The organism is Tardiphaga robiniae (assembly GCF_001618955.1).
Classification (GTDB): Bacteria; Pseudomonadota; Alphaproteobacteria; order Rhizobiales; family Xanthobacteraceae; genus Tardiphaga; species Tardiphaga robiniae_A.
This window is the reverse complement of record NZ_LVYV01000023.1, coordinates 15422-39656: the sequence shown is the minus strand read 5'-3', so window position 1 is coordinate 39656 and position 24235 is coordinate 15422. Positions and strand designations below refer to the sequence as shown.

19 protein-coding genes are annotated in these 24235 nt (G+C 61.5%); 10 read left to right on the top strand and 9 right to left on the bottom strand.

The features are described 5' to 3' along the window. The first annotated feature begins 173 nt into the window (after positions 1 to 173). Together A4A58_RS17765 and A4A58_RS17760 are read left to right on the top strand one after the other, a co-directional pair. A complete protein-coding gene (locus A4A58_RS17765) occupies positions 174 to 1772 on the top strand; it encodes an ABC transporter substrate-binding protein (RefSeq protein ID WP_068734497.1) in 1599 nt (532 codons plus the stop codon). A gap of 182 nt (positions 1773 to 1954) precedes the next feature. Then, the gene (locus A4A58_RS17760) at positions 1955 to 3646 is read left to right on the top strand and encodes an alpha-amylase family protein (RefSeq protein ID WP_068734492.1); all 1692 of its coding nucleotides are present in this window, start codon (positions 1955 to 1957) and stop codon (positions 3644 to 3646) included. A 21-nt stretch (positions 3647 to 3667) separates the two neighbouring features. Here the strand turns inward: A4A58_RS17760 and A4A58_RS17755 are convergent, their stop codons facing one another. From A4A58_RS17755 to rocF, 3 genes are all read right to left on the bottom strand, one after another. After that, a complete protein-coding gene (locus A4A58_RS17755; RefSeq protein ID WP_068734489.1) occupies positions 3668 to 5260 on the bottom strand; it encodes an alpha-amylase family glycosyl hydrolase in 1593 nt (530 codons plus the stop codon). Between the two features lie 124 nt (positions 5261 to 5384). Continuing rightward, complete coding sequence (locus tag A4A58_RS17750; protein WP_068734487.1) at positions 5385 to 5657, bottom strand: hypothetical protein; 273 nt, start codon at positions 5655 to 5657, stop codon at positions 5385 to 5387. Positions 5658 to 5862: 205 nt separating this feature from the next. Next, entirely contained in the window at positions 5863 to 6837 is a 975-nt protein-coding gene (rocF, locus tag A4A58_RS17745) for an arginase (protein ID WP_068734485.1), read from the bottom strand. A 127-nt stretch (positions 6838 to 6964) separates the two neighbouring features. On the opposite strand from rocF, the gene glgX reads away from it, so the two are divergent. Together glgX and A4A58_RS17735 are read left to right on the top strand one after the other, a co-directional pair. Continuing rightward, entirely contained in the window at positions 6965 to 9070 is a 2106-nt protein-coding gene (glgX, locus tag A4A58_RS17740; RefSeq protein WP_081421931.1) for a glycogen debranching protein GlgX, read from the top strand. 143 nt (positions 9071 to 9213) lie between these two features. After that, positions 9214 to 10062 (top strand): transglutaminase-like domain-containing protein, encoded by an 849-nt coding sequence (locus A4A58_RS17735; RefSeq protein WP_068734483.1) that lies wholly within the window; start codon positions 9214 to 9216, stop codon positions 10060 to 10062. 62 nt (positions 10063 to 10124) lie between these two features. Here A4A58_RS17735 and A4A58_RS17730 read toward each other — a convergent pair whose 3' ends face one another. Further along, positions 10125 to 11648, bottom strand: coding sequence for a permease (locus tag A4A58_RS17730; RefSeq protein ID WP_068734481.1), 1524 nt, complete (start codon positions 11646 to 11648; stop codon positions 10125 to 10127). After that, entirely contained in the window at positions 11645 to 12397 is a 753-nt protein-coding gene (locus A4A58_RS17725; protein WP_068734477.1) for an ABC transporter ATP-binding protein, read from the bottom strand. Before A4A58_RS17725 ends, A4A58_RS17730 begins: the two co-directional genes overlap by 4 nt. A gap of 264 nt (positions 12398 to 12661) precedes the next feature. Between A4A58_RS17725 and A4A58_RS17720 the strand changes: the two genes are divergently transcribed. The 4 genes from A4A58_RS17720 to A4A58_RS17705 all read left to right on the top strand — a co-directional run bounded on the left by A4A58_RS17720 (position 12662) and on the right by A4A58_RS17705 (position 18152). Next, positions 12662 to 13357 (top strand): Crp/Fnr family transcriptional regulator, encoded by a 696-nt coding sequence (locus A4A58_RS17720; RefSeq protein WP_068734475.1) that lies wholly within the window; start codon positions 12662 to 12664, stop codon positions 13355 to 13357. 64 nt (positions 13358 to 13421) lie between these two features. Beyond that, positions 13422 to 13826, top strand: a complete 405-nt coding sequence (locus tag A4A58_RS17715) for a response regulator (protein WP_068734474.1) — start codon at positions 13422 to 13424, stop codon at positions 13824 to 13826. A gap of 191 nt (positions 13827 to 14017) precedes the next feature. Next, positions 14018 to 15979, top strand: a complete 1962-nt coding sequence (locus A4A58_RS17710; RefSeq protein WP_068734472.1) for a methyl-accepting chemotaxis protein — start codon at positions 14018 to 14020, stop codon at positions 15977 to 15979. 94 nt (positions 15980 to 16073) lie between these two features. Further along, positions 16074 to 18152: an ATP-dependent helicase gene (locus A4A58_RS17705; protein ID WP_068734470.1), complete on the top strand. Its 2079-nt coding sequence runs from the start codon at positions 16074 to 16076 to the stop codon at positions 18150 to 18152. Here the strand turns inward: A4A58_RS17705 and A4A58_RS17700 are convergent. Then, positions 18149 to 19060: a LysR family transcriptional regulator gene (locus A4A58_RS17700; RefSeq protein WP_068734468.1), complete on the bottom strand. Its 912-nt coding sequence runs from the start codon at positions 19058 to 19060 to the stop codon at positions 18149 to 18151. The genes A4A58_RS17705 and A4A58_RS17700 overlap by 4 nt on opposite strands. Positions 19061 to 19186: 126 nt before the next feature. On the opposite strand from A4A58_RS17700, the gene A4A58_RS17695 reads away from it, so the two are divergent. Further along, a complete protein-coding gene (locus A4A58_RS17695; RefSeq protein ID WP_068734463.1) occupies positions 19187 to 20128 on the top strand; it encodes a ring-cleaving dioxygenase in 942 nt (313 codons plus the stop codon). Next, the gene (locus tag A4A58_RS17690; protein ID WP_068734461.1) at positions 20125 to 20763 is read left to right on the top strand and encodes an alpha/beta hydrolase; all 639 of its coding nucleotides are present in this window, start codon (positions 20125 to 20127) and stop codon (positions 20761 to 20763) included. The genes A4A58_RS17695 and A4A58_RS17690 overlap by 4 nt, the downstream gene beginning before the upstream one ends. A gap of 36 nt (positions 20764 to 20799) precedes the next feature. On the opposite strand, the gene A4A58_RS17685 is transcribed toward A4A58_RS17690, so the two are convergent. From A4A58_RS17685 to A4A58_RS17675, 3 genes are all read right to left on the bottom strand, one after another. Further along, positions 20800 to 22497 (bottom strand): thiamine pyrophosphate-binding protein, encoded by a 1698-nt coding sequence (locus tag A4A58_RS17685; RefSeq protein WP_068734460.1) that lies wholly within the window; start codon positions 22495 to 22497, stop codon positions 20800 to 20802. Positions 22498 to 22705: 208 nt separating this feature from the next. Beyond that, on the bottom strand, positions 22706 to 23029 hold the full coding sequence (locus A4A58_RS17680; RefSeq protein ID WP_068734459.1) for a hypothetical protein: 324 nt from the start codon (positions 23027 to 23029) through the stop codon (positions 22706 to 22708). Positions 23030 to 23191: 162 nt separating this feature from the next. Beyond that, positions 23192 to 24199: a class 1 fructose-bisphosphatase gene (locus tag A4A58_RS17675; protein WP_068734458.1), complete on the bottom strand. Its 1008-nt coding sequence runs from the start codon at positions 24197 to 24199 to the stop codon at positions 23192 to 23194. Positions 24200 to 24235 lie beyond the last annotated feature (36 nt).

The window sequence follows — 24235 nt, the reverse complement described above, 5'->3', positions numbered from 1 at the left end:
AAACTGGCTAATTCTTATGCAACGCTTGTGCCAAGGCCTGCAACCTTGCACCGCAATGACTCAAACTGCGGCACTGCAGCACACCAGCACACACCAACCGTTCGATATGCCCAATCTGGCATCAGGATTGCAGGTATCTGGCGGACAATATCCCACCATACGGAGTCTGGTTTATGCGCGTTCGAAGCTCGTTATTTGTTGCGGCCATCGCCGCCGTCATAAGCGCAGCCGCGCCGGCGCAAGCCGAAACGGTCGTGCGCTATGGCATCTCGATGGCGGACGTGCCGCTGACCACGGGTCAGCCCGATCGCGGCGCCGGCGGCTACCAGTTCACCGGCTACACGATCTACGATCCGCTCGTCGCCTGGGAAATGGATGTCGCCGATCGTCCGGGCAAACTCATTCCCGGCCTCGCCACCGAATGGAAAGTCGACGACACCGACAAGACCAAGTGGCGCTTCACCTTGCGCAAGGGCGTGAAATTTCATGATGGCAGCGACTTCAACGCCGATGCGGTGATCTGGAATCTCGACAAGGTGCTGAACGAGAAGGCGCCGCAATTCGACAAGCGCCAGAGCGCGCAGGTCAAGACCCGCCTGCCCTCGGTCGCGAGCTACGCCAAGATCGACGACGGCACCGTCGAGATCACCACCAAGAACGTCGACTCCTTCTTCCCTTATCAGATGCTCTGGTTCCTGGTCTCCAGCCCGGCGCAGTATGAGAAGGTCGGCAAGGACTGGGACAAGTTCGCGTCACAGCCATCGGGCACCGGCCCGTTCAAGCTGACCAAGCTGGTGCCGCGCGAACTCGCCGAACTCAGCAAGAATCCGGATTACTGGGACAAGAAGCGCATTCCCAAAGCCGACAAGCTCGTGCTCGTCCCGATGCCGGAAGCCCTCACTCGCACCAATGCATTGCTCGCCGGACAGGTCGATCTGATCGAGACCCCCGCCCCCGATGCTGTGCCGCAGCTCAAGGGCGCCGGCATGAAGATCGTCGACAACGTCACGCCGCATGTCTGGAATTATCATCTCAGCGTGCTGCCGGGTTCGCCCTGGACCGACGTCCGCCTGCGCAAGGCACTCAACCTCGCCATTGATCGCGATGCTGTCGTCGCCCTGATGAACGGCCTCGCCAAGCCCGCCATTGGCCAGGTCGATCCGTCGAGCCCATGGTTCGGCAAGCCGACTTTCAAGATCAAGTATGATCTTGCCGAAGCCAAGAAGCTAGTGAAGGAAGCGGGCTACGGCCCGGACAAGCCGCTGAAGGCGACCTTCATCATCGCCAATGGCGGCACCGGCCAGATGCTGTCGCTGCCGATCAACGAATTCCTGCAGCAGAGCTTCAAGGAAATCGGCGTCGAGGTCGAGTTCAAGGTCGTCGAGCTCGAAGTTCTCTACACCGCATGGCGCAAGGGCGCGGCCGACGACAGCATGAAGGGCATCACGTCCAACAACATCGCTTACGTCACCTCGGATCCTCTTTACGCCATCGTCCGCTTCTTCCACTCCGGCCAGATCGCTCCGGTCGGCGTGAACTGGGGCGGCTACAAGAACCCGAAGGTCGACGCGCTGATCGACGAAGCCAAGAACACCTTCGACCCCAAGAAGCAGGACGAGTTGCTCGCCGAAGCCCATGCGCAGATCGTCGACGATGCGGTGCTGGTCTGGGTCGTTCACGACACCAACCCGCATGCGTTGTCGCCGAAGGTGAAGAAGTTCGTGCAGGCCCAGCACTGGTTCCAGGACCTGACCACGATCGGCATGGATTAAGCGCGCTCGCGTCTAACCGACGACAATCATTAAAAGGCGCCGCCGAGCAATCGGCGGCGCCTTTTTCTTTCTTCCCCTCTCCCGTCTCGACCGCTCCCACAACGGGAGAGGGAAAGAAAGGAACGGGAACCCTCGCTTACGCCGCGACTTGAACCGCACCGTCCCGCATACCGGTGCCCATCATGATCGACGACCTCTGGTACAAGAACGCCGTCTTCTATTGCCTGTCCGTGGGCAGTTTCATGGACGCCGACGGCGATGGCTGCGGGGACTTCAAGGGCCTCACGCGGCGGCTCGACTACATTCATGGCCTTGGCATTACCGCGATCTGGCTGATGCCGTTCCAGCCATCGCCCGGTAAGGACGATGGATACGATATCTCGGATTATTACGGCGTCGATCGGCGCTACGGCACGCTCGGTGACTTCGTCGAATTCACCCATGGCTGCCACCAGCGCGGCATCCGCGTGATCATCGATCTCGTCGTCAATCACACCTCGGACCAGCATGCCTGGTTCAAGGATGCGCGCAGCGCCAAGGACTCGCACTATCGCGACTGGTATGTGTGGTCGGACAAGAAGCCGGCCAACGCCAACAAGGGCATGGTGTTTCCCGGCGTGCAGAAATCGACCTGGACCCACGACAAGATTTCAAAGTCCTGGTTCTTCCACCGCTTCTATGATTTCCAACCCGACCTCAACACGTCCAATCCCTATGTGCAGGCCGAGATCCTCAAGATCATGGGCTTCTGGCTGCAGCTCGGCGTCTCGGGCTTTCGGATGGACGCGGTGCCGTTCGTGATCGCCACCAAGGGACCGAAGGTCAACAAGCCGACCGAACAGTACGACATGCTGCGCGCCTTCCGCGAATTCCTGCAATGGCGCAAGGGTGACGCGATCATTCTCGCCGAAGCCAATGTGCTGCCGGAAACCGACATGGAATATTTCGGCGACGATGGCGACCGCATGCAGATGATGTTCAATTTTCACGTCAACCAGAATCTGTTCTATGCGCTGGCCTCCGGCGATGTACGCCCATTGGCGGCCGCCATGAAGGTGACCAAGCCGCGGCCGGCAACGGCACAATGGGGCCTGTTTCTCCGCAATCACGACGAACTCGATCTCGGACGTCTGACCGAAGAGCAACGCAAGATCGTGTTTGCCAAGTTCGGCCCGGACAAGGACATGCAGCTCTATGATCGCGGCATCCGGCGTCGGCTGGCGCCGATGCTCGGCGGCGATCGCCGCCGGATCGAGCTTGCTTACAGCTTGATGTACACGCTGCCGGGCACGCCTGTGCTGCGCTATGGCGACGAGATCGCCATGGGTGATGATCTGTCGTTGCCGGAACGCAATTGCGCGCGAACGCCAATGCAATGGTCGACCGAACCGCATGCCGGTTTCACCAAGAGCGACACGTCAAAGAACCCGGTGATCGACAAGGGCCCCTACGGATACGATCACGTCAATGTCGCCAAGCAGCGCCGCGATCCCAATTCGATGCTGAACTGGACCGAGCGCATGATCCGGATGCGCAAGGAAGTACCGGAGATCGGCTGGGGCGACTTTGCCATCATCGCCACGCGCAATCCCGCGGTACTGGCGATCCGCTATGACTGGCGCAACAACTCGGTGCTGTTCGTGCATAATCTCGACGAGAAGCCATGCGAAGTGACATTCGCAGTTGGAATCGACAGCCAGCAAGGTGAGCACCTAATCAACCTTTTGGCGGAAGACCACAGCCACGCCGACGCCAAGGGCAAGCATCATTTAATGCTGGAAGCCTATGCCTATCGCTGGTACCGCGTCGGCGGACTGGATTATCTGCTGCGGCGAAGCGATATCGACGATGATACCGACGCTCACCCCGCCTGACAGCGGCCCAACCTCGTCACGTCATTGCGGGCGCAGCTTAACAAGCACGCCCTCATTGCCGCGTAAGTCCAACTGACCGGAAACGTTCTCGCCATAACGATCCAGCCCGGTCGCCAGCAGGATTTCACCGGCCTCCACATGCAATGACGCAGGTTCACCGCTGAGGTTGAGGGCGATCAGCACCATCTGCCCGTCATAAACGCGCCGATAGGCCAGCACATCGCCCGCGGCGTCCACAGGCTCATAGCCGCCGAACACTAGTTCAGGCATCCGCTTGCGCAAATCGATCAGCTTCACATAGAGGCTGAGGATCGAATGCGGATCGGTGGCGAGAGCAGCCGCATTCTGATGCAGATAGTCCGTGTCCAGCGGCAGCCATGGTTCGCCCGTGGTGAAGCCCGCATGTTCGGTGCCGCCCCACTGCATCGGCGTGCGGCATCCGTCGCGGCCGACGCCGATGCCGGGGACGTTCTTCTCGAGCGGGTCCTGCACCTGATCCGGCGCAATCGGCACCTGCTTCATGCCGATCTCGTCGCCATAGTACAGCGTCGGCGTACCGCGCAGCGTCAGCAGCAACATCGCGGCGACGCGCGCCTGCGCTGTCCCGACCCGGCTGGCGACGCGCGGCCGGTCGTGATTGCCGAGCACCCAGTTCGGCCAGGCGCCGAGCGGCAGCGCCGCCTCGTAGCGCGCGATCAATTCGCGGATAGAAAAGGCATTCCACGGCGCCGAGAGCAGCGCAAAATTGAACGGCAGATGCGCGCCCGACAGGTCCTTGCCGTAATAGGCGACCAGCCGGTCGACCGGGAGATAGACCTCACCGATCAGCACGCGATCGTCGAATTCATCGACGACGCGGCGCATTTCGGAGACAACGTCCAGTGTCTCCGGACGATCGGTCGAATAGAGCGCCAGGAAGGCCTCGTGCGGCGGGCGCCCGGCTGTGAAATTCGGGTTTGTCGGGTTGTCGCGAAACTCCTCGTCCTTGATGAGATGCCAGATCACATCGACACGAAAGCCATCGACGCCGCGCCGCATCCAGAATCGCATCACCTCATGGATCGCATCACGGACGGCAGGATTGCGCCAGTTCAGGTCAGGCTGCTTATCGAGAAAGGCGTGATAGTAATATTGCCCTGTGGCCTCGTCATACTGCCAGGCGCTGCCGCCGAATTCCGACATCCAGTTGGTCGGCGCGCTGCCGTCCGGCTTCGGATCGCGCCAGATATACCAGTCGCGTTTCGGATTGTCCGATGATGACCGGCTCTCGATAAACCACGGATGCTGGTCCGACGTATGGTTCGGCACCAGATCGAGGATGATCTTCAGGCCATGACCGTGGGCGGCCGCCACCAGGGCGTCGAAATCCGCCGACGTGCCAAAGATTGGGTCGATCCCGATATAATCGGAAATGTCATAGCCGAAGTCGGCCATCGGGGACGGGAAGATCGGCGACAGCCAGATCGCGTCGACGCCGAGTTGCCGCAGATAAGGAAGCCGGCCGACGATCCCCGCGAGATCGCCGATGCCGTCCCCATTGGAGTCCTGAAACGACCGCGGATAGATCTGATAGATGGTGCCGGCCTGCCACCAAACCGTTGCTGCAGTAGTCATGGTCCTATCACTCAAGGTGCTCGTCTTCCATCAAGGTACTTCTTTCTATCAAGGTACTTGGGCTTCCATCACGCACGAAAAAGCGGCCCTTCCGAGGAAGGACCGCCTCTCGTTCGACGCGATGTTAGTAGCGTTCGATGACAGTTCGACGTTCGACACCGCCATCGTAATAGCCACGATCACGATCGCGGCTGCGCTTGATGATCACAGTCTCGTTGCGGTCGCGACGGTCACGGTAATACCCACGGTCGTAGTCATCCCGATAGCGATCGCGGCCGACGGTGCCGACTGTCACGCCGCCCGGACCGACGCCCACGCCGATCTCCTGGGCCTTGGCTGGAATTGCGCTGCTGATGCCCGCCGCAGCAACGGCGATGATGGCAAGATGCTTAATCATGACGTGCTCCTCGTGTGTGAACCATGAGGTAGCAATCCCGCGCTGCAGGGTTAGTTCCGGATATATGACGAAGCGATTATGAGGAATAGGCTAAATTTGGGGAACCAATCGAGCGTGGACGTCCCCCACCCTCGTCATTCCGGGGCGGGACCGTTGCCGCGGGCGACGGGGCCGAACCCGGAATCCCGAGGGTGGGTCGCCGCTCTTATGCACCGGCCGGCGGTATAATTGCGTTACTGGGCGTCGGCCGATCGGTGATCTGCTGCCCGAACAGGCTGCCGACCAGTTCGACCATCACCCGCGCCGTCCGTCCACGCTCATCCAGAAAAGGATTGAGCTCGACCACATCCAGCGAGCACATCAGGCCGGAATCGTGCAGCAGCTCCATGATCAGATGCGCCTCGCGATAAGTCGCGCCGCCGGGCACCATGGTGCCAACGCCGGGCGCTGCCGCAGGATCGAGGAAGTCCACATCGAAGGACACATGCAACACGCCATTGCGCGCCTTGACCCGCTCGATGACACGGCGGATCAGAACGCCGACACCGAACTCGTCGATCTGCCGCATGTCTGCAATGGCCACCTTGCGCGCGTGCACCAGCTCTTTCTCGAGCTTGTCGATGGAGCGGATGCCGAACAGATCGAGATTGTCAGGCTTGATCGAGGCCCGAGGCTCCGCACCGAGCAGGCCGTCGAGACCAGACTCGCCGCACAGAAAGGCCGCGGACATGCCATGCATGTTGCCGGTGATGGTCGTATGCGGCGTGTTGTAATCGGCATGCGCATCGAGCCACAGCACGAACAATTCGCGCCCCTGTTCATGCCAGTGGCGCGCGACACCGTTGACCGATCCCATGGACAGGCTGTGGTCGCCGCCCATGAAGATCGGCAGTGCCCCTGATTGTGCCAGCGTATAGGCCCGCGCACTCAGCGCCTGAATCCAGTTCTGGATCACGCGGTAATGCCTGGCATTCTCCGGCGGCGTATCGGTCGATAGAGGCACAGCCGGCGGCGTGAGATCGCCGTGGTCTTCCACCACAAAGCCAAGATCTTCCAAGAGTGGCCCGAGGCCAGCCGTCCGCATCGCTGCCGGCCCCATCAAGGTCCCGCGCTGCGAGGCCCCGACTTCGACTGGTGCGCCCAGCAATGCAATGCGTTTGTGATGGGAGACGTCAGTCATTCGGCAGAACTCCGGGCTGGCGACCTTCGCAGGCCAAGATATATTCCGAAACCACCTGATTGCATTGCAACGGAAATGCGGCGGCGCAGTTATACCGCGCATTTCATCACCAGACAGTGGGGCAATCGTGACGAACAGAGTGGTCGAAGAAGGTCTTCCCTATCCCTTTGGCGCGCATTGGGACGGAAAGGGCACCAACTTCGCTTTGTTCTCGGCCAATGCCACCAAGGTTGAGGTCTGCCTGTTCGACGGTGACAAGGAAACACGAATCGAGCTGCCGGAATATACCGACGAGGTGTTTCACGGCTATCTCCCCGACGTCGGCCCCGGCACTTTCTATGGCTACCGCGTCCACGGCCCGTATGAGCCCGAGAAGGGACATCGCTTCAACCCGAACAAGCTGCTGCTCGATCCCTATGCCCGCGCCCATGCCGGTCAGCTCGAGTGGAATCCGGCCGTGTTCGGCTACAAGATGGAAACCGGCGACGACACCACCTTCGACGAACGCGACTCGGCGCCCTTCATGCCGAAATGCGTGATCGTCGATCCCGATTTCGACTGGGCCGGTGAAGCCGGTCGGCAGCCCGTGCCGTGGGACCAGACCATCATCTACGAGACCCACGTCAAGGGCTTCACCAAGCTGCATCCCGACGTGCCGGAAAAACTGCGCGGCACCTATGCCGGTTTCGGCAGCAAGCCGGTGGTGGATTATCTCTGCGGGCTCGGCATCACCTCGGTCGAGCTGCTTCCGATCCATACTTTCATCAATGACGACTATCTGCTGAACAAGAAGCTGGTGAATTACTGGGGCTACAATTCCATCGGCTTTTTCGCACCCGATCCGCGCTACGCATCGGACGTGCCGAACTCGCTGCGCGAGTTCAAGGAGATGGTGGCGCGGCTCCATGCCGGCGGGCTCGAGGTGATCCTCGACGTGGTCTATAACCACACGGCCGAAGGCAACGAACTCGGCCCGACCCTGTCCTTCAAGGGCATCGACAATGCCAGCTATTACCGGCTGATGCCGGACAAGCCGCGCTATTACATCAACGACACCGGCACCGGAAACACAGTCAACCTGTCCAATGCCCGCGTCATCCAGATGGTGGCGGACAGTCTGCGCTACTGGGTGCGGGAGATGCATATCGACGGCTTCCGTTTCGATCTCGGCACCATTCTCGCACGCGAGATCTACGGCTTCACCGAACAGAGCGGTTTCCTGAAAGCCGTCGATCAGGATCCGCTGCTGACGACAGTGAAGCTGATCGCCGAACCCTGGGACATCGGCCCCGGCGGCTATCAGGTCGGCGGCTTTCCGCCCGGCTGGGCGGAATGGAACGACAAGTTCCGCGATACCGCGCGTAACTTCTGGCGCGGCAAAGCCCCGGTCTCGGCCTTGGCGCCGCGGCTCGTCGCATCCGGCGACATGTTCAACCATCAGGGCCGCCGCGCCTGGGCCAGCATCAATTTCGTCACCGCCCACGATGGCTTCACGCTAAACGACTGGGCGAGCTACAACGAGAAACACAATGAGGCCAACGGCGAGAACAACAAAGACGGCTCCTCCAACAACGCCGCATGGAATTGCGGCATCGAGGGCCCTACTGACGACAAGGCCATCGTCGCCCTGCGCGAGCGGCAGAAGCGCAATATGCTGGCGACGCTGCTGTTCTCGCAGGGCACGCCGATGCTGCTCGGCGGCGACGAATTCGGCCGCACGCAGAACGGCAACAACAACGCCTATTGCCAGGACAGCGAGATTTCCTGGTTCGACTGGAGCCTGACGACCGAGGGCAAGGACCTGCTCGCTTTCACCAAGCGGCTCATCAAACTGCTCGGCGGCTGCTCGGTCCTGCGTCGCAGCCGCTTCCTGACCGGCGAGCACGACCCCGACCTCGATGTTCGCGACGTGACATGGATCAACGCCAATGGCGGCCCGATGGAAGACGCACATTGGAAAGACGGCAACATGAAATGCTTCGGCATGCTGCTGGACGGCCGTGCGCAGAAGACCGGCATTCACAAGCCGGCGGAGGATCAGACCATGCTGATGATCCTGAACGGCTTCGAAGGACTGGTCGATTTCACGATGCCCGAGGCGTTTGGCGGACAGGCCTGGGAACTTCTGGTGGATACCAACATTCCCGATACGAAGGGTGGCGAGGATTTCCCGTTCGGCCATATGTATCAGGTGACTGCCCGCTCGCTGCTGCTGTTGTCCCTGAAGAAATAGCTTATGGCGCAGCGGGGCTGGTGCGGCCTCGCTGCCCACATTTTCTGCATATTCCTGTCACTGAACCTCGGAACGATGTCCGGTGACTACACTTGTCTGGCAACGATAAATTCCTGAATTGCCGAGCTAGTGGAGACCTAAAAGTGCAGATTCGCGCGGGCTATGACATCGCTTTTCAGTGTTTGCAGGAAACACCCATGATCCTGATGCTCAGCATCCATCCTTCGCGCGCGAAGGATTTGCAGAGCCCGCACCGCATCCAGTTTTCCCACGACGTGCAGGCGCACGACTATCTCGACATGTTCGGCAATACCTGCACGCGGATCGTCGCGCCGCCGGGATTGATCGAGATCAAGAATGACTTTCTGATTTCAGATAGCGGGCTGCCGGATGCGGCTCCCCCGTCCGGGCTATTGCAGCCGGTGAGCGAACTCCCCGATGATGTAATGACCTTCCTCTTGGGCAGCCGCTATTGCGACACCCAGAAACTGTCCGATCTGGCCTGGTCGCTGTTCGGCCATATCGAAGACGGCGCGGCACGCGTCCAGGCCATTGTCGATTACGCGCATCAGCGCATCGAGTTCGGCTATCACCATGCCCGCAACGATCGCACGGCCTTCGAAGGCCATGAAGAGCGTATCGGCGTCTGCCGCGACTTCGCGCATCTCGCCGTCACGCTGTGCCGCTGCATGAACATTCCGGCACGCTATTGCACCGGCTATCTCGGTGATATCGGCGTGCCCACCGATCCCGCACCGATGGATTTCAGCGCCTGGTTCGAAGTCTATCTCGGAAACAAGTGGTACACATTCGATGCGCGTCACAATCATCCGCGCATCGGGCGCATCGTGATGGCCCGCGGCCGCGATGCCGCGGATGTCGCGATCTCCACCAATTTCGGCCCGACGCCGCTGGTGCGTTTTACGGTGGTCACCGACGAGGTTTTTAGCGAAGCCACCCCGGCCGTCGCACCGATGTCGATGGTGGCCTGATCGTCGTTTCGAGACAGTTGGTAGTTGCGAAGCCAGCCGTGTCCGAGGGTGGCTTTGTCGTTTCAGGTCCTGACCGGACTGATCTTCCACGTCAGCGCCATCAAGCCTGCCGTCAAGGCGCCCGAGATTACAGAGGCAATTGGCAACACCAGTGCCAGTGCCGCGGTCGCAGCCCAGCCGATCGACGAGAAGGCTTCGGCGAAGGTCGCGATGCGCGATGACGTCTGACGTCGCCGGAACTGACTGCGCCGTGCCTGCACCCGGAACCAGAGCTGGATGGCTGTTGCTGATACTGCCGCCACGACTGTTGCCAATGCGGTCACCGCAGCCAGCCGCAGCGAGACGAGCGCAAGACCCGCGATCATCGGCGTGAACACGGCAGCGATGATCACCAGCACGACTTCGACCTTGGCCGTGATGATCGCATTTGCGGGCAGCGGCGCGGTCGTGACCAGATCCGCGGCGTCCTCGCCGGAGATCGTCAGCCAGGCCAGGCCGCCGGCGAGCTGACCGGCGGCCATCACAATGACCGGCGCCAGCACGATGAACGCGCCTGCCCCCTCGCCGAAACTGCGCCACAGCATCAGGGCTGGCGGTAACAGATACAGCAGCTGCATCAGGGTTTGCGAGACCAGCCACGGATCGCGCCACAACAGGATAAACTCCTTGCGCCGTAAGGCCTTACGTCGAGATCCCGGTCGGAACGGTCTTGCGACTTTCTTGCGTCGAACTTGCGCCAATGGTGCGGCACTGGCCACGTAGTTGCTGAATCGCGGCGAGAAGATCGCCATGGCGCTTCCCAGCAGAATCAACCCGGCTGCCAGCAGTGACACCAGTGCCGCGACATCGCCGAGCATCGCGCGCGCGGGCCACCACACCACGCTATCCGCTGCCGGCGCGAAGGCGGCTGCGGCATCGGAGGTCAGCACGGCGAAACGCGACAGCGTGCCGTAAGAGAGAATCGCCGCGACCTGCAATGCGATGACAAAGCCTGCGCCCGTCACAGCTGAAATAATCTGCGCGACCAGTCGTGTCTTCGCAGGACCGCAGAGCTGAAACAGTCCGACGGTGATGGCGATGGCGCACGCCGATGCGGAAAGGCCGATCGCGATGACGACGGCATAGGCAGAGAACCAGCGCGCACCGCCGCCGATCACCAGCACATTGACGAAAGGCGTCGCCAGCAGCATCGCCATCAGGGTCACCGTCAATGCGATAGCCGCGATGCGGACGGAGAACAGGTTGGTGGGCGGCGCCGGCGACGACATGATGAGATCGAGATCGGCGCGCGCGTAGAACACGCGGGTGACGGACTCGATCGCCTGCGACAGAACGAGCGCCCAGGCGAGGAAGATACTTGCAGTGATGACAATCGCCGTCGATTGATCGAGCGGCGTCTGCACATCTGCGAAACGGCCCACCACCGCATAGGCCGGCAAATGCAGGAAGATCACGAAGACAATCAGCAGAAGCGAAACGCTGCGCGGACGCCAGCGACGGCCCGCCGTGAGCATGCCCAGCATCTCTCGCCATGCTAGCCTGACTTCATGGCCGGCAAACCACATCACGCTGGCGGATGGCGTCATGCGGCGACCGGTGCGCCGTCCACCAGTGCCACGAACATGTCTTCGAGGCTGGTGTCGCCCTGTCCGTTCTGCTGGCGCAATTCGGCAAGCGTACCTTCGGCGATCAGCCTGCCTGCGGCGATCACGCCGATCCGGTCGGCCATGCGCTCGGCAACTTCGAGAATATGCGTGGTCATGATCACCGTGCAGCCGGAGCGCACCCGATCCTGCAGCAGGCCCTTGACGTGACGCGCCGATACGGCATCGAGCCCGGTCAAAGGTTCGTCGAGAATGATCAGCCGGGGCTCATGCACCAGCGCGCCTGCCAGCGCCACCTTCTGGCGCATACCCTTGGAGAAGCCTTCGCATCGCTCATGCAGATGTGGACCAAGACCTAGCGATGCCAACAGCCCATGCGACGTGCGCTCTGCCGTTTCAGCATCGCAGCCCCATAGACCGGCAACGAATTCGAGATATTCGAGCGGCGTCAGCTTGTCATAGATCATCGGCTCGTCGGAGACCCAGGCCATGATCTGCTTTGCCGCAACGGGATCGGCGAGCGCGTCGATACCAAGTATGGACACCGATCCTGCATCGGGACGCAGCAATCCCGCGACCATGCGCAATGTCGTCGTCTTGCCGGCCCCGTTGGCACCCAGCAGCGCATAGAACTCGCCAGCACGCACCGTGAGATCGAGTCCATCGACGGCAGGCCGATCGAAACGTTTCGTTAACCCTCGCAATTCGAGAGCAGCGTGTGTGGTGATCATGACCAGACGATCTGCGTGTTAAGTTGCGTAGCAACATGGATGGAAGTTGTTTCAGGGCGGTGAATCCGACGACGTAACTACGCCGCCTCACGCGCTTGGTGGTATCCATGTGTGCATTGCGATTGATGGCCCCATCGATCCCTGCACGCGCGCATGTGCGCTTCTGATCTCATAAGTCAGCAATTTAGCCAGACGGGACGGGAACAATACAACCCTGAATAGATTTACACTAATCTGACAAAGATCGATGTCCGGAGATTCGTGATGACACGGCGAGCTGCCTTGAAGGTCCCTGCTCCAGCCGAGTTCGATGCACCGTATTTTCTGACCTGTCCCGGCATCGGAAAGGTTACGACCGACTACAAGAAGAACCAGAACATTTTCTGTCAGGGTGAGACGGCAGATTCTGTTTGCTACATCCTGAACGGACGTATCAAGCTCACGGTCCTGTCCGAACAAGGCAAGGAAGCCGTCGTTGGCCTGCTCGAACCCGGACAATTCCTCGGTGAGGGTTGCCTGAATGGTCATCCACTGCGCACCGTCACAACGACAGCGATGGAAGACTGCACGATCGTTACCATCAACAAGTCGGTGATGCTCACCCATCTGCGCGACGAGCCGGCTTTCGCAGGGTTCTTCGTCGCCTATCTTCTGTCGCGCAACAACCGGATCGAAGAAGATCTGATCGATCAATTGTTCAATTCAAGCGAGAAGCGCCTCGCGCGCCTGTTGCTGATCCTCGCTCACTATGGCGAGGGAGGTGTCAGCCATCCCATCGATATCGACATCAGTCAGGAAATGCTGGCGGAGATGATCGGCACCACGCGGTCGCGCGTCAGCTTCTTCATGAACAAGTTTCGCAAGCTCGGCTTCGTCAGCTATGACGGACATATTCAGGTCCACAGGTCGCTGCTCGATGCAGCGTTGAACGAGAAGCCACATTTGCAACGTGGCATGTAGCGATGCGTGCGTAACCAGACAACCATGCTCCGCACTGGCGCGACGGCATCCGGGGGACCGGCAGATGGCAAGCATCCTGATCGTCGACGATGACAAGGTCGTTCAGATCTTCACCAAATTGATGCTTGAGCGCGAAGGCCACCGCGTCACCTGCGCGAGTGACGGCCCGCGCGCGCGCCACGTCTTCTGCAATACGGATTTTGATCTACTCATCATCGATATCCTCATGCCGGGGATGGACGGGCTGGAGACGATGAAGCTGGCGCATCAGTGCCGCCCGGAGATCCCGATCATCGTCATGTCAGGTCACGCGGCCTCACCGGCAGGCGTGTCTGCGCCCGATCTTCTCGCGATGTCCACCAAGCTCGGCGCCGTCTGCCGCCTCCAAAAGCCCCTCAAATCAGCGGTTCTTCTCTCGCACGTGGACCGGTGCCTTGCGCCGGGGAATGGCTCGTCTCGGCTCCACTAGTATCGTTGCACATTCGATCGACCGATGCGGGCATCGCCTAAAGCCAAATCTGCTGCGGCATAATGGGATCATGATACCGGGATACCTACATATCAGAGGTAATTAAGAGCTCCTTCACTCGGATTCCCTATTTTTACGCGGAATTTCAGTGCCGCAGCAAAATTGCTTGCCGCGGTCCAAGGGGCATATCGATGCAAGCACTCAATTCTATTTCAGCACGTATGATTGTCGCCATCACGCTCGTTGCTGCCGGATCGTGTGGCGCGCTCGCGGCGTTCAGCATGTGGCAGCAACAGGCGATCATCGACACCGCCCTTACACGCGAAGCCCGTGACGACTACGCCAATCTGACGGCAGCGCTGAATGCCGAAACGCGCACGCTCCTTGCGGTTGCCGAGTCGATCGCTTCATCGCAGCCCATCAAGGACGCCATCAAGACGCAGGATCGCGCCAATGCGCTCGCGCATCTGAAGGAAGTTCATCAGCGCATCAAGCCGCGCGGCCTCGAACTGATTACGATTCAAACACCGCCAGCCATCAGCTTCGCTCGTATTCATAATCCCGGCACCTTCGGAGACAACGTCTCCGAGCGCCGCAAGATGGTGGTGCAAGCGATGACCAGCAAGAAGGCGGTCGGCGGCATCGAGCCCGGCCGTGATGCACTCAACGTCTTCGGCGTGGCTCCAGCGATGGACGGTGACACCATTCTCGGCACCGTGGATGTCGGCGCACCGTTCGGCAAAACCTTCGTCGAAACCATGAAGTCGCGCTTCGGTGTCGATGTCGGCATCCACCAGATCGACGGCCAGGCCGGTAAAACGCTGGCTTCCACGTTGAAAGCCACTGCGCCAAGCGTCGAGACGCTGCGTCGCGCGCTGGCCGGCGAGATCGTGACCCAGTATGGCGAGCTCGACAACAAGCCTGTCGCCACCACCTTCGGCGCGATCAAGAGCTTTTCCGGCGATAACATCGCCGTGTTCGAGATCACCCGCGACACCAGCGGATATCAAAGCCTGATGCGCTCGTCGCTCAACTGGCTCGGCATCATTTCGGCCTGCGTACTGCTGCTCGCGGGCACCATCGCCACCTGGATGGGCCGCTCCATGGCAAAGCCCATCCGTTCGCTCGAGACCGCCATGCGCACGATCGCCGGCGGCAACCACACGATTGCCGTGCCGGGTGCAGGCCGCAAGGACGAGATCGGCTCGATGGCCGGCGCTGTCGAGATCTTCAAGACCGGCCTGATTGAAACCGAACAGCTGCGCGCCACTCAGGAAGAGCAGCGCGAGCGCGCCCAACACGATCGCCGCGACACCATGAACGCGCTCGCCTCGCGTTTCGAGAGCGGCGTCGGTACCGTGGTCACCGCCGTCGGCTCGGCTGCCGGCGAATTGCGCAACACCGCGCAATCGATGGCCGCCACCGCCGAAGAATCCACCCGGCAGACCGCAGCTGTCGCGGCAGCCTCCGAAGAAGCCACGCAGAGCGCACAGGCTGTTGCTGCCGCCATCGAAGAGCTCAATGCCTCGATCAGCGAGATCGCTCAGCAGGTCAACGAATCTGCGCGCGTCGCCGGCGATGCGGTGTCACAGGCCAACGTCACCAACAATGAAGTGCAGAGCCTTGCGGAGGCCGCGCAGAAGATCGGCGACGTCGTCAAGCTGATCAGCGAGATCGCGGCACAAACCAATCTGCTCGCGCTCAATGCCACCATCGAAGCAGCCCGCGCGGGTGAAGCCGGCCGCGGCTTCGCGGTGGTCGCCTCTGAAGTGAAGGCGCTGGCCACCCAGACGTCGAAGGCAACAGACGAAATCTCGGCCCAGGTCAGCGCGATCCAGGGCGCCACCAAGCTCTCGGTGGATTCGATCCAGAACATCACCTCGACCATCGGCCGCGTCAGCGAGATCGCAAGCGCCATCGCCGCCGCGGTCGAGGAACAGGGCGCAGCCACGCTCGAAATCGCCCGCAACGTCGCCGAAGCCGCCCGCGGCACCGGTGAGGTCTCGCAGAACATTGCTGGCGTCAACGATGCCGCCCGCGAGACCGGCCTGGCCGCATCGCGCGTAGTGGAATCGGCCGGCGACCTGTCGCGCAACGGCGAAGACCTGCGCACGCAGGTCGATGTGTTCCTGCGCGAAGTGCGGGCGGCGTAATTCTTCCAGCGGCGCGCTTCGGCGCGCCGCTCTTCCATTGCGAACAAAGCGGGAATCAGCGAGCGTGATTCCTCACCTCGGATACACACATCCCGTGCTCGCCCAAGCCTCCTATCTCGACGCCTTGAATCCGGAACAGCGCCGCGCCGTGGAGCACGGCGTGTTCCCGCTTGGGAACAGCACCACATCCGCTCCGCTACTGGTCATCGCCGGCGCCGGTTCCGGCAAGACCAACACCCTTGCCCATCGCGTCGCACATCTGATCGTCAATGGCGCCGATCCGCGCCGCATCCTGCTGATGACCTTCTCGCGGCGTGCTGCCAGCGAGATGAGCCGTCGTGTCGAGCGGATCGCCCGCAAGGTGATGGGTGACAATGCCAGCGTGATGACCGACGCACTGGCTTGGGCCGGCACCTTTCACGGCATCGGCGCGCGGCTGCTGCGCGACTATGCCGAACAAATCGGACTCGATCCCGCTTTCACCATTCACGATCGTGAGGATTCCGCCGACCTAATGAACCTGGTCCGGCACGAGCTTGGCTTCTCCAGGACCGAGACACGTTTCCCGACCAAGGGCACATGCCACGCGATCTATTCCCGATGCGTCAATTCCGAGACCGAACTCGATCAGGTGCTCGGCGCCTCTTATCCATGGTGCGCGGCATGGTCAGCGGAACTGCGCGACCTGTTTGCCGGCTATGTCGAGGCCAAGCAGAGGCAGAACGTGCTCGACTACGACGACCTGCTTCTGTACTGGGCGCAGATGGCGAGCGAGCCACTGCTCGCCGATGACATCGGCGGTCGCTTCGATCACGTGCTGGTCGACGAATATCAGGACACCAACCGGCTGCAATCGGCGATCCTGACGGCTCTGAAGCCGCATGGCCATGGGCTTACCGTGGTCGGCGACGACGCACAGTCGATCTATTCGTTTCGCGCTGCCACCGTGCGCAACATTCTCGACTTTCCCAGGCAGTTCAGCCCGCCGGCACAGATCATCACGCTCGATCGCAACTATCGCTCAACGCAGCCGATCCTCGCAGCAGCCAATGGCGTGATCGATCTCGCGCGTGAACGCTTTACGAAGAATCTCTGGACCGATCGCGTCTCCTCCGCCAAGCCGCAGCTCGTCACCATCCGGGACGAGACCGATCAGGCCCGCGCCATCGTCGCGCGCGTGCTCGACAATCGCGAAGGCGGCATGAAGCTGAAGGAACAGGCCGTGCTGTTCCGGACGTCGTCGCACAGCGGATCACTCGAAGTGGAGCTGACGCGGCGGAACATTCCATTCGTCAAATTCGGCGGCCTGAAATTTCTCGATGCCGCGCATGTCAAGGACATGCTGGCGCTGCTGCGTTTCGTTGAGAACCCGCGCGACCGCGTTGCCGGTTTCCGGCTGATGCAATTGCTGCCTGGCGTCGGCCCCGCGTCCGCACAGCGCGCGCTGGATCACATGATCGCAGCGCCCGACCCGATCGATGCCCTCACCCATGCCCCGGCGCCACCGCGCGCAGCTACGGACTGGCGGAGCTTTGTCGAGGTCATCAGTCAAATCAAATCGAGCCACGCCGGCTGGCCCGCCGAGCTGGAACTGGCGCGACGCTGGTATGAGCCGCATCTCGATCGCATTCATGAGGATTCGCTGACGCGCCGCGCCGATCTGATCCAGCTCGAGGCGATCGCGTCTGGCTATCCGTCGCGCGAGCGTTTTCTCACCGAACTCACGCTCGATCCGCCGGACGCGACCAGCGATCAGTCCGGTGTGCCGCTGCTCGACGAGGATTATCTGATCCTCTCGACCATCCATTCCGCCAAGGGACAGGAATGGAAATCGGTCTATGTGCTGAATGTGGTCGATGGCTGCATGCCGTCGGACCTGGGCACCGGGACATCCGCGGAGATCGAGGAAGAACGTCGGCTGCTCTATGTGGCGATGACGCGCGCCAAGGATGATCTGCATCTGATGGTGCCGCAGCGCTTCTTCACCCATGGCCAGCATGCGCAAGGCGACCGCCATGTCTATGCGTCACGCACCCGCTTTATTCCCGAAGCGCTGCTCGGCCTGTTCGAACGCACGACCTGGCCGCAAGCACCCGCCGCCGATCCAGCGCGTACAGCGGCGCAGGGCGTCCGCATGGACATCAATTCGCGGATGCGCGCGATCTGGCGCTAGAGCTTCCTGTCCCACTCCGGCACGCCAGCAAACCGCGCCACCAGAAAGTCGATGAACAGCCGCACCTTCACGGCAAGATGCCGGGTCGGCGGATAGATCGCATAGAGCGTCAGCGGCGGCGCCTTGTAGGCGTTGAGCACGCTGCGCAGCGATCCCGCACGCAGCGCATCGCCGGCAATGAAGGTCGGCAGCAGCGCGACGCCCCTGCCCTTGATCGCGGCATCGCGCAGCACTTCCGCATTATTGACGCAAAGCGTCCAGCTCGGCTGGATCCAGTGATCGTCACCATCCTTGCCGGTCAGCTTCCACTGATTGCCCGTGAGCAGGAAGCCGTAGGTGAGCAGCGCGTGACTGCGCAGATCCTCCGGCAGCTTAGGTGTGCCATGTTGCTTGAGATAGTCCGGCGATGCGCAAATCGCGCGATCGATGGCGACGATCTTTCGCGCGATCAGGCTCGATGACTCCAGATCGGCGATGCGAAGCGTCACGTCGAAACCGCCCTGCATCGGATCGACCTGATCGTCCGACAGCACAAGCTGGATCTGCAGCTCCGGACACTGCGCCATGAAATCGGCAATGGCAGGCCCGAGCTGCAGCGTGCCGAACGACATCGGCGCATTGACGCGCAGCAATCCGCGCGGTGTCGATTGCGCCTGCGCCACCGCCTGATCGGCGGCATCGAGATCGGCGAGGATGGTCAGCGCGCGCTCGAAATAGGCCTGGCCATTCTCGGTCGCGCTGGCATGACGCGTGGTGCGATTGAGCAATTGAACGCCGAGATCCTGTTCGAGCTCGCCGACATATTTCGAGATTGCCGAGCGCGACAGCCGCAGCTGCCGCCCTGCTTCGGAGAAGCTGCCGAGTTCGACGACTTTGACGAAGGCGCGCAGGCTGTTGAGCTTGTCCATGGGCATTCCTGACTGTCCCCAAAACATAGACAGTTATGTCACAAATGGCCAGATTGTCTTTGAACGGGGATGACCCAATTATCCCGGCAACGGAAGACGAGACGCTTCCTAACCAGGAGACAGACCATGTCAGGCATCCACCATGTGACCGCAATCGCCGGTAACGCCTTGCGGAACTTCGACTTTTACACCCACGCGCTGGGCATGCGCTTCGTCAAGAAGACCGTCAATTTCGACGATCCGGGCACCTATCACTTCTATTACGGCGACGAGACCGGCAAGCCGGGCACCATCCTGACCTTCTTCCCGTGGGAGCATGCGGCCCCCGGCCGCCGCGGCGTGGGCCAGACCCAGCAGACCTCGTTCCGGGTCCCCGCCCGTTCGCTCGGCTACTGGACGCATCGCTTCATCGAGAAGGGCATCGCGCATGAGGCGCTCGAAAAGCGCTTCGGCGAAGCGGTGCTGCCGTTCACCGATCCGGACGGCATGAGCCTCGCGCTGGTCGGTATCAAAGGCGCGGAGAACGAGCCCGGCTGGAGCAATGGCGACGTTCCGGCAGAGCACGCGATCCGCGGTTTCCATGGCGTGACGCTTCTGCTGGAGAAGGCCGAGAAGACCAGCGCGATCCTGACCGACGTGTTCGGCTTCAAGGAGACGGCGCGTGAAGCTTCGATCATTCGTCTGAGTGCCGACAGCGTGGAAGGCGGCATCGTCGACATCTACGAAGCCGGTGGTTTCCTGCCGGGTCGTCAGGGCCGCGGTTCGGTGCATCACGTCGCCTTCCGCGCCATCGATGATGCCGATCAGCAGGTGATGGCCAACAAGCTGGTGAAGACTCACGGCCAGCAGCCGACAGAGCAGAAGGACCGCAACTACTTCCGTTCGGTCTATTTCCGGGAACCCGGCGGCGTGCTGTTCGAGATCGCCACCGACATCCCCGGCTTCGCCGTGGACGAGCCCGTCGAATCCCTCGGCGAGCATCTGAAACTGCCCGCGTTTCTCGAAAAGCATCGCGGCGAGATCGAGCGCGTGCTGCCATCGCTCGACACGGAGAAGGTGGCGTCATGAGCAACGACCTGTCCCACATCCATCGCTTCGTGCCGGGCAACCGGCGCGAGGCAACGCCGCTCCTGCTGCTGCATGGCACCGGCGGCGATGAAAGCGATCTGCTGCCACTCGGCGAGGCGATTGCGCCGGGTGCGGCACTGCTGTCGCCGCGCGGTCAGGTGCTGGAACACGGCATGCCGCGCTTCTTTCGCCGGCTTGCCGAGGGCGTGTTCGATGAGGACGACGTACGGCGTCGCGCCAACGAGCTCGGGGACTTCGTCACCGAAGCCCGCAAGCGCTACGGGCTCAAAGCACCGATCGCGCTCGGCTATTCCAACGGCGCCAATATCGCCGCGGCAATGATGCTGTTGCGTCCCGAAGCGCTGGCCGGTGGCATATTGTTGCGGGCGATGGTGCCGCTGCGTGACGCGCCGGTGGCAGATCTCGCCGGCAAGCCGGTGCTGATCGTGTCGGGCCAGTCTGATCCGATCATCCCGCCGAGCAATTCGCAGCGGCTGGCTGTAATGCTGACGAAGGCAGGCGGCGATGTACAACATCGTACGCTGCCGGTTGGCCATCAGCTGTCGCAGGCGGACCTGACCATTGCGAAAGAGTGGTTGGGGAATATTGAGGCAATGAACCAAACCGCAGCATAACCTCTCCCCGCTTGCGGGGAGAGGTTAGAAGGCCAACTACAAGTTCGCTCCGCTGAACATCTCGCTATACCAATCCGCGATCAGCTTTGGATTGATCCGGCCGTCCACGATGAAGACGCCCTGCGCACCATCAGCGACCCAATTCTTCACGGCATCGAGATCGGCGAGCGTCCGCACGACAACGCCATCGGCGCCATATCCGCGCGCGATGGCGGCAAAATCAGTCACCGGAAATTGCGCCATGCCGGCATCGTAGCCTTCCGGCCCGAAGTGATGCACCTCGGCACTATAGGCGCTGTCGTTATAGATGAAGATGCAGATACGCTTCTTCAGCCGGACGGCGGTTTCAAGTTCCGCGATCGACATCAGGAAGCCGCCGTCGCCGACCGCCAGCACAGTCAGCCGCTCGGGCTGCGTCACTGCGGCACCGATCGCACCGGCAAGGCCAAGGCCGATGGACTGGAACGCGATGGGAATGCACCAGCCTTTGTGGTCGGGCGCGGAAATATAGCGCGTCACCCAACCGACGAAATGTCCGCCGTCGACCACGACAGTACGATCCTTCGGCAGGATATCGTCCATCGCCTTGCTCAGCGTGCGCGGATCGATGTGGTCGGCAGTGCTGGTGTCGTCATAGGCCAGATTATGGTTGCCCCTGGCAGTCATCACCGCGGCAACCTCTGGCGTACGCCAGCCGGCCTCGCTGGGCGGCGTCTTATCAAACGCCTGCAACACGGCAGTGGCCACAGCGGAGGCATCGCCTTCGAGTTCGAGATCGACCGGGCGATGCATGCCGATGCGCCCCTTCTCGACATCGATCTGCACGAGCTGGGCATAGTCCGAGATCAGCTTGCCCTTCTTCGTGGTCCACATGTTCAGCGACATGCCGAAGGCGAGGATCATGTCGCTCTGCGCGATCAGCTCGGCCGTCGCCTTCGACGAGAAGCCACCGGCCACACCCAGATTCCATGGATGACCGGAAAACATCCCATGCGCCTGCAACGACGTCGCCAGCAACGCGCCGAGTTTGTCGGCCAGTTGAACCAGTAACGGCTGCGCATCGGCCACGACCGCACCATGCCCCGCGAGGATCAGCGGACGTTTCGATGTCCGGATCGTTGCAACAAGTTCTTCCAGCTTCGCAGGATTGACCGTGATACGCGGCATGATCGGCAAATGCTTCTTGCCCATCGTTGCCGTCACCGGCATTTCCTGCACATTGATCGGCAGGCTGAGCACGACGGGCTTGCGCTCGCGCAGCGCCAACGACGCGGCCTTCCAGGTGTCGGCGTAAGCGCTCTGCGCATCGGCGATCTGCCGCCATTCGCCGCCAACCGCGTGAACGAGTTCGGATTGATTAAACGCAAACGCCGACTGCTTGTCGCCGAGCACCACATCACCCGCGAGCACAAGCAGCGGCGTGTCGCTCTTGGCGGCCTCGCCGATGCCGGTGATCGCATTGGTGAGACCTGGCCCCGCCGTCACGCTGACAATAGTCAGGTCGCGCGTCAGACGCGCAGCCACATCGGCCATGCTCACCGCGCCACCTTCGTGACGCGCAGCAACGAATTCGACGCCGAACTCGGTGAGGCCGAGCGTCACCTTGAAATTTGCGCCGCCGACCAGGCCGAAGCAGCGCTTGGCGCCGATATCGGCGATCGCGCGTGCGACTTCGCGCCAGACGGTCGAGCTGGCCGGGGTGTGGTCGAGAACTGCAGCGGATGAGGATGTCATGAGGTCACTTTGCACCGATCGCGATCTCCTCGACATTCAAGGATCGGGCCAAAGTAGTTTAGGTCTAAAGGAATTGCCATATGTCGATCGCGCTGGCCCAATCACGTGATCGGGAGAGCGGAACAGACGCAAAATTGCCATCTGCGGTGATCCGCAGTGGCCCATTTCGCGCAGATGGAGCCTTATTTCAGGGCAGATCGACCGGCGGTTACGCCCGTCCGGCGATCACCATGCTGTGCAGATCATCGGCCATCTTCGGCGCAGCCGCATCTTCGAGCGACGCTCGCAGGGCCTCGATATCGGCATCCGGGACCGGGCGCCATCCGCAGGGGCACTGGCCGTCCTGATGGGCAGCAGCAACTTCGCGATAGGTCGAGCCGATCGCCGTTGCCAGAAGCCGCATCACCACATCGGGCGCCAGACGCGAACTATCGAGCACGCGGCAGAACGTCGTCATGATGGCCTGGTTGAGATAGGTCTGCGCCGAATTCTCGTCGGTGATATCGGAGACCTTGACCTGCTGCGGAAGCATGCGCGTATCCTTTGCGACCCCTGCGATTGTCTAGGCCGCGGTCACGTCATGCTCAACCCGTTTCGGGCCGGCTGGTCTTAGAAGGCCTCAAGCCTGTCATGTTTTGAATGAGTCAAAACAGGATGTGTCGTAGGCACATTCTTTGTTCGGCTGCGCTTTGCTTTATTCTGCCGCGGCCTGCGCTTGTCCCGCGCTGGCATCAAGATGCATGGCCTCGATACGCTTCACCTTGCTGATCGAGCCCATAATCAGCGGCACGCGCTGATGGATCGCCGTCGGCACGAGATCGAGAATGCGAGCACGGCCCGTGGTCGCACCGCCGCCGGCCTGCTCGACGATGAAGGCCATGGGATGCGCTTCATAAACGAGACGCAGCCGGCCATCGGCATAGCCCTTGCGCGCATCGGACGGATAGAGAAATACGCCGCCCCGGATCAGGATGCGATAGGCCTCGGCGACCAGGGCTGCGATCCAGCGCATGTTGAAGTTCTTGCCGCGCGGGCCATCGACACCGGCGAGGCACTCTTCGACAAAATCACGCACTGGCGCTTCCCAGTGACGATGGTTGGACGCGTTGATCGCATATTCCGCACACTCGGCCGGGATCTGCACACGCGTTCGAATTCGCTTGTAGCTCCCCGCGGCGCGATCGAGCGTGAAGATATCGACACCATCGCCGAGCGTGAGAACCAGCGAGGTCTGCGGACCATAGACGACGAAGCCGGCAGCGATCTGCGCGCTGCCCTTCTGCATGAACGGCGTCGCACCCTTCGCTGATGGCATGATCGAGAAGATCGTACCCACCGTCATGTTGGTTTCGATATTGGACGATCCGTCGAGCGGGTCATAGGCAATGTCCAGCAGCCCCCCGTCGCGGATATCTGCCGTCTCGGCTTCCTCGGAGGCCAATGCGGCCCAGGACACGGACTTCAACGCGGCGCGAACGATCTCGTCGGCGCGGACATCGAGATCCTTCTGCACGTCGCCGTCGGCATTCTGCGCACCCTGCGCCTCGCCGGTAATTCCGGCCAGCGCGCCGCAGCCGATCAGGTCGGAGATCTCGATGGAGGCCCTGGCGAAGGCATCGACCGCAGCAGCCACGGCCAGCCGCAGCGGATCCTGTCCGGCATAGTCAGCCGTATATCGGGACAGGGGCATGTGGTCGGTCATCGCACTCTCCGCAAAATACTGGGCTCCTTCTGGCAC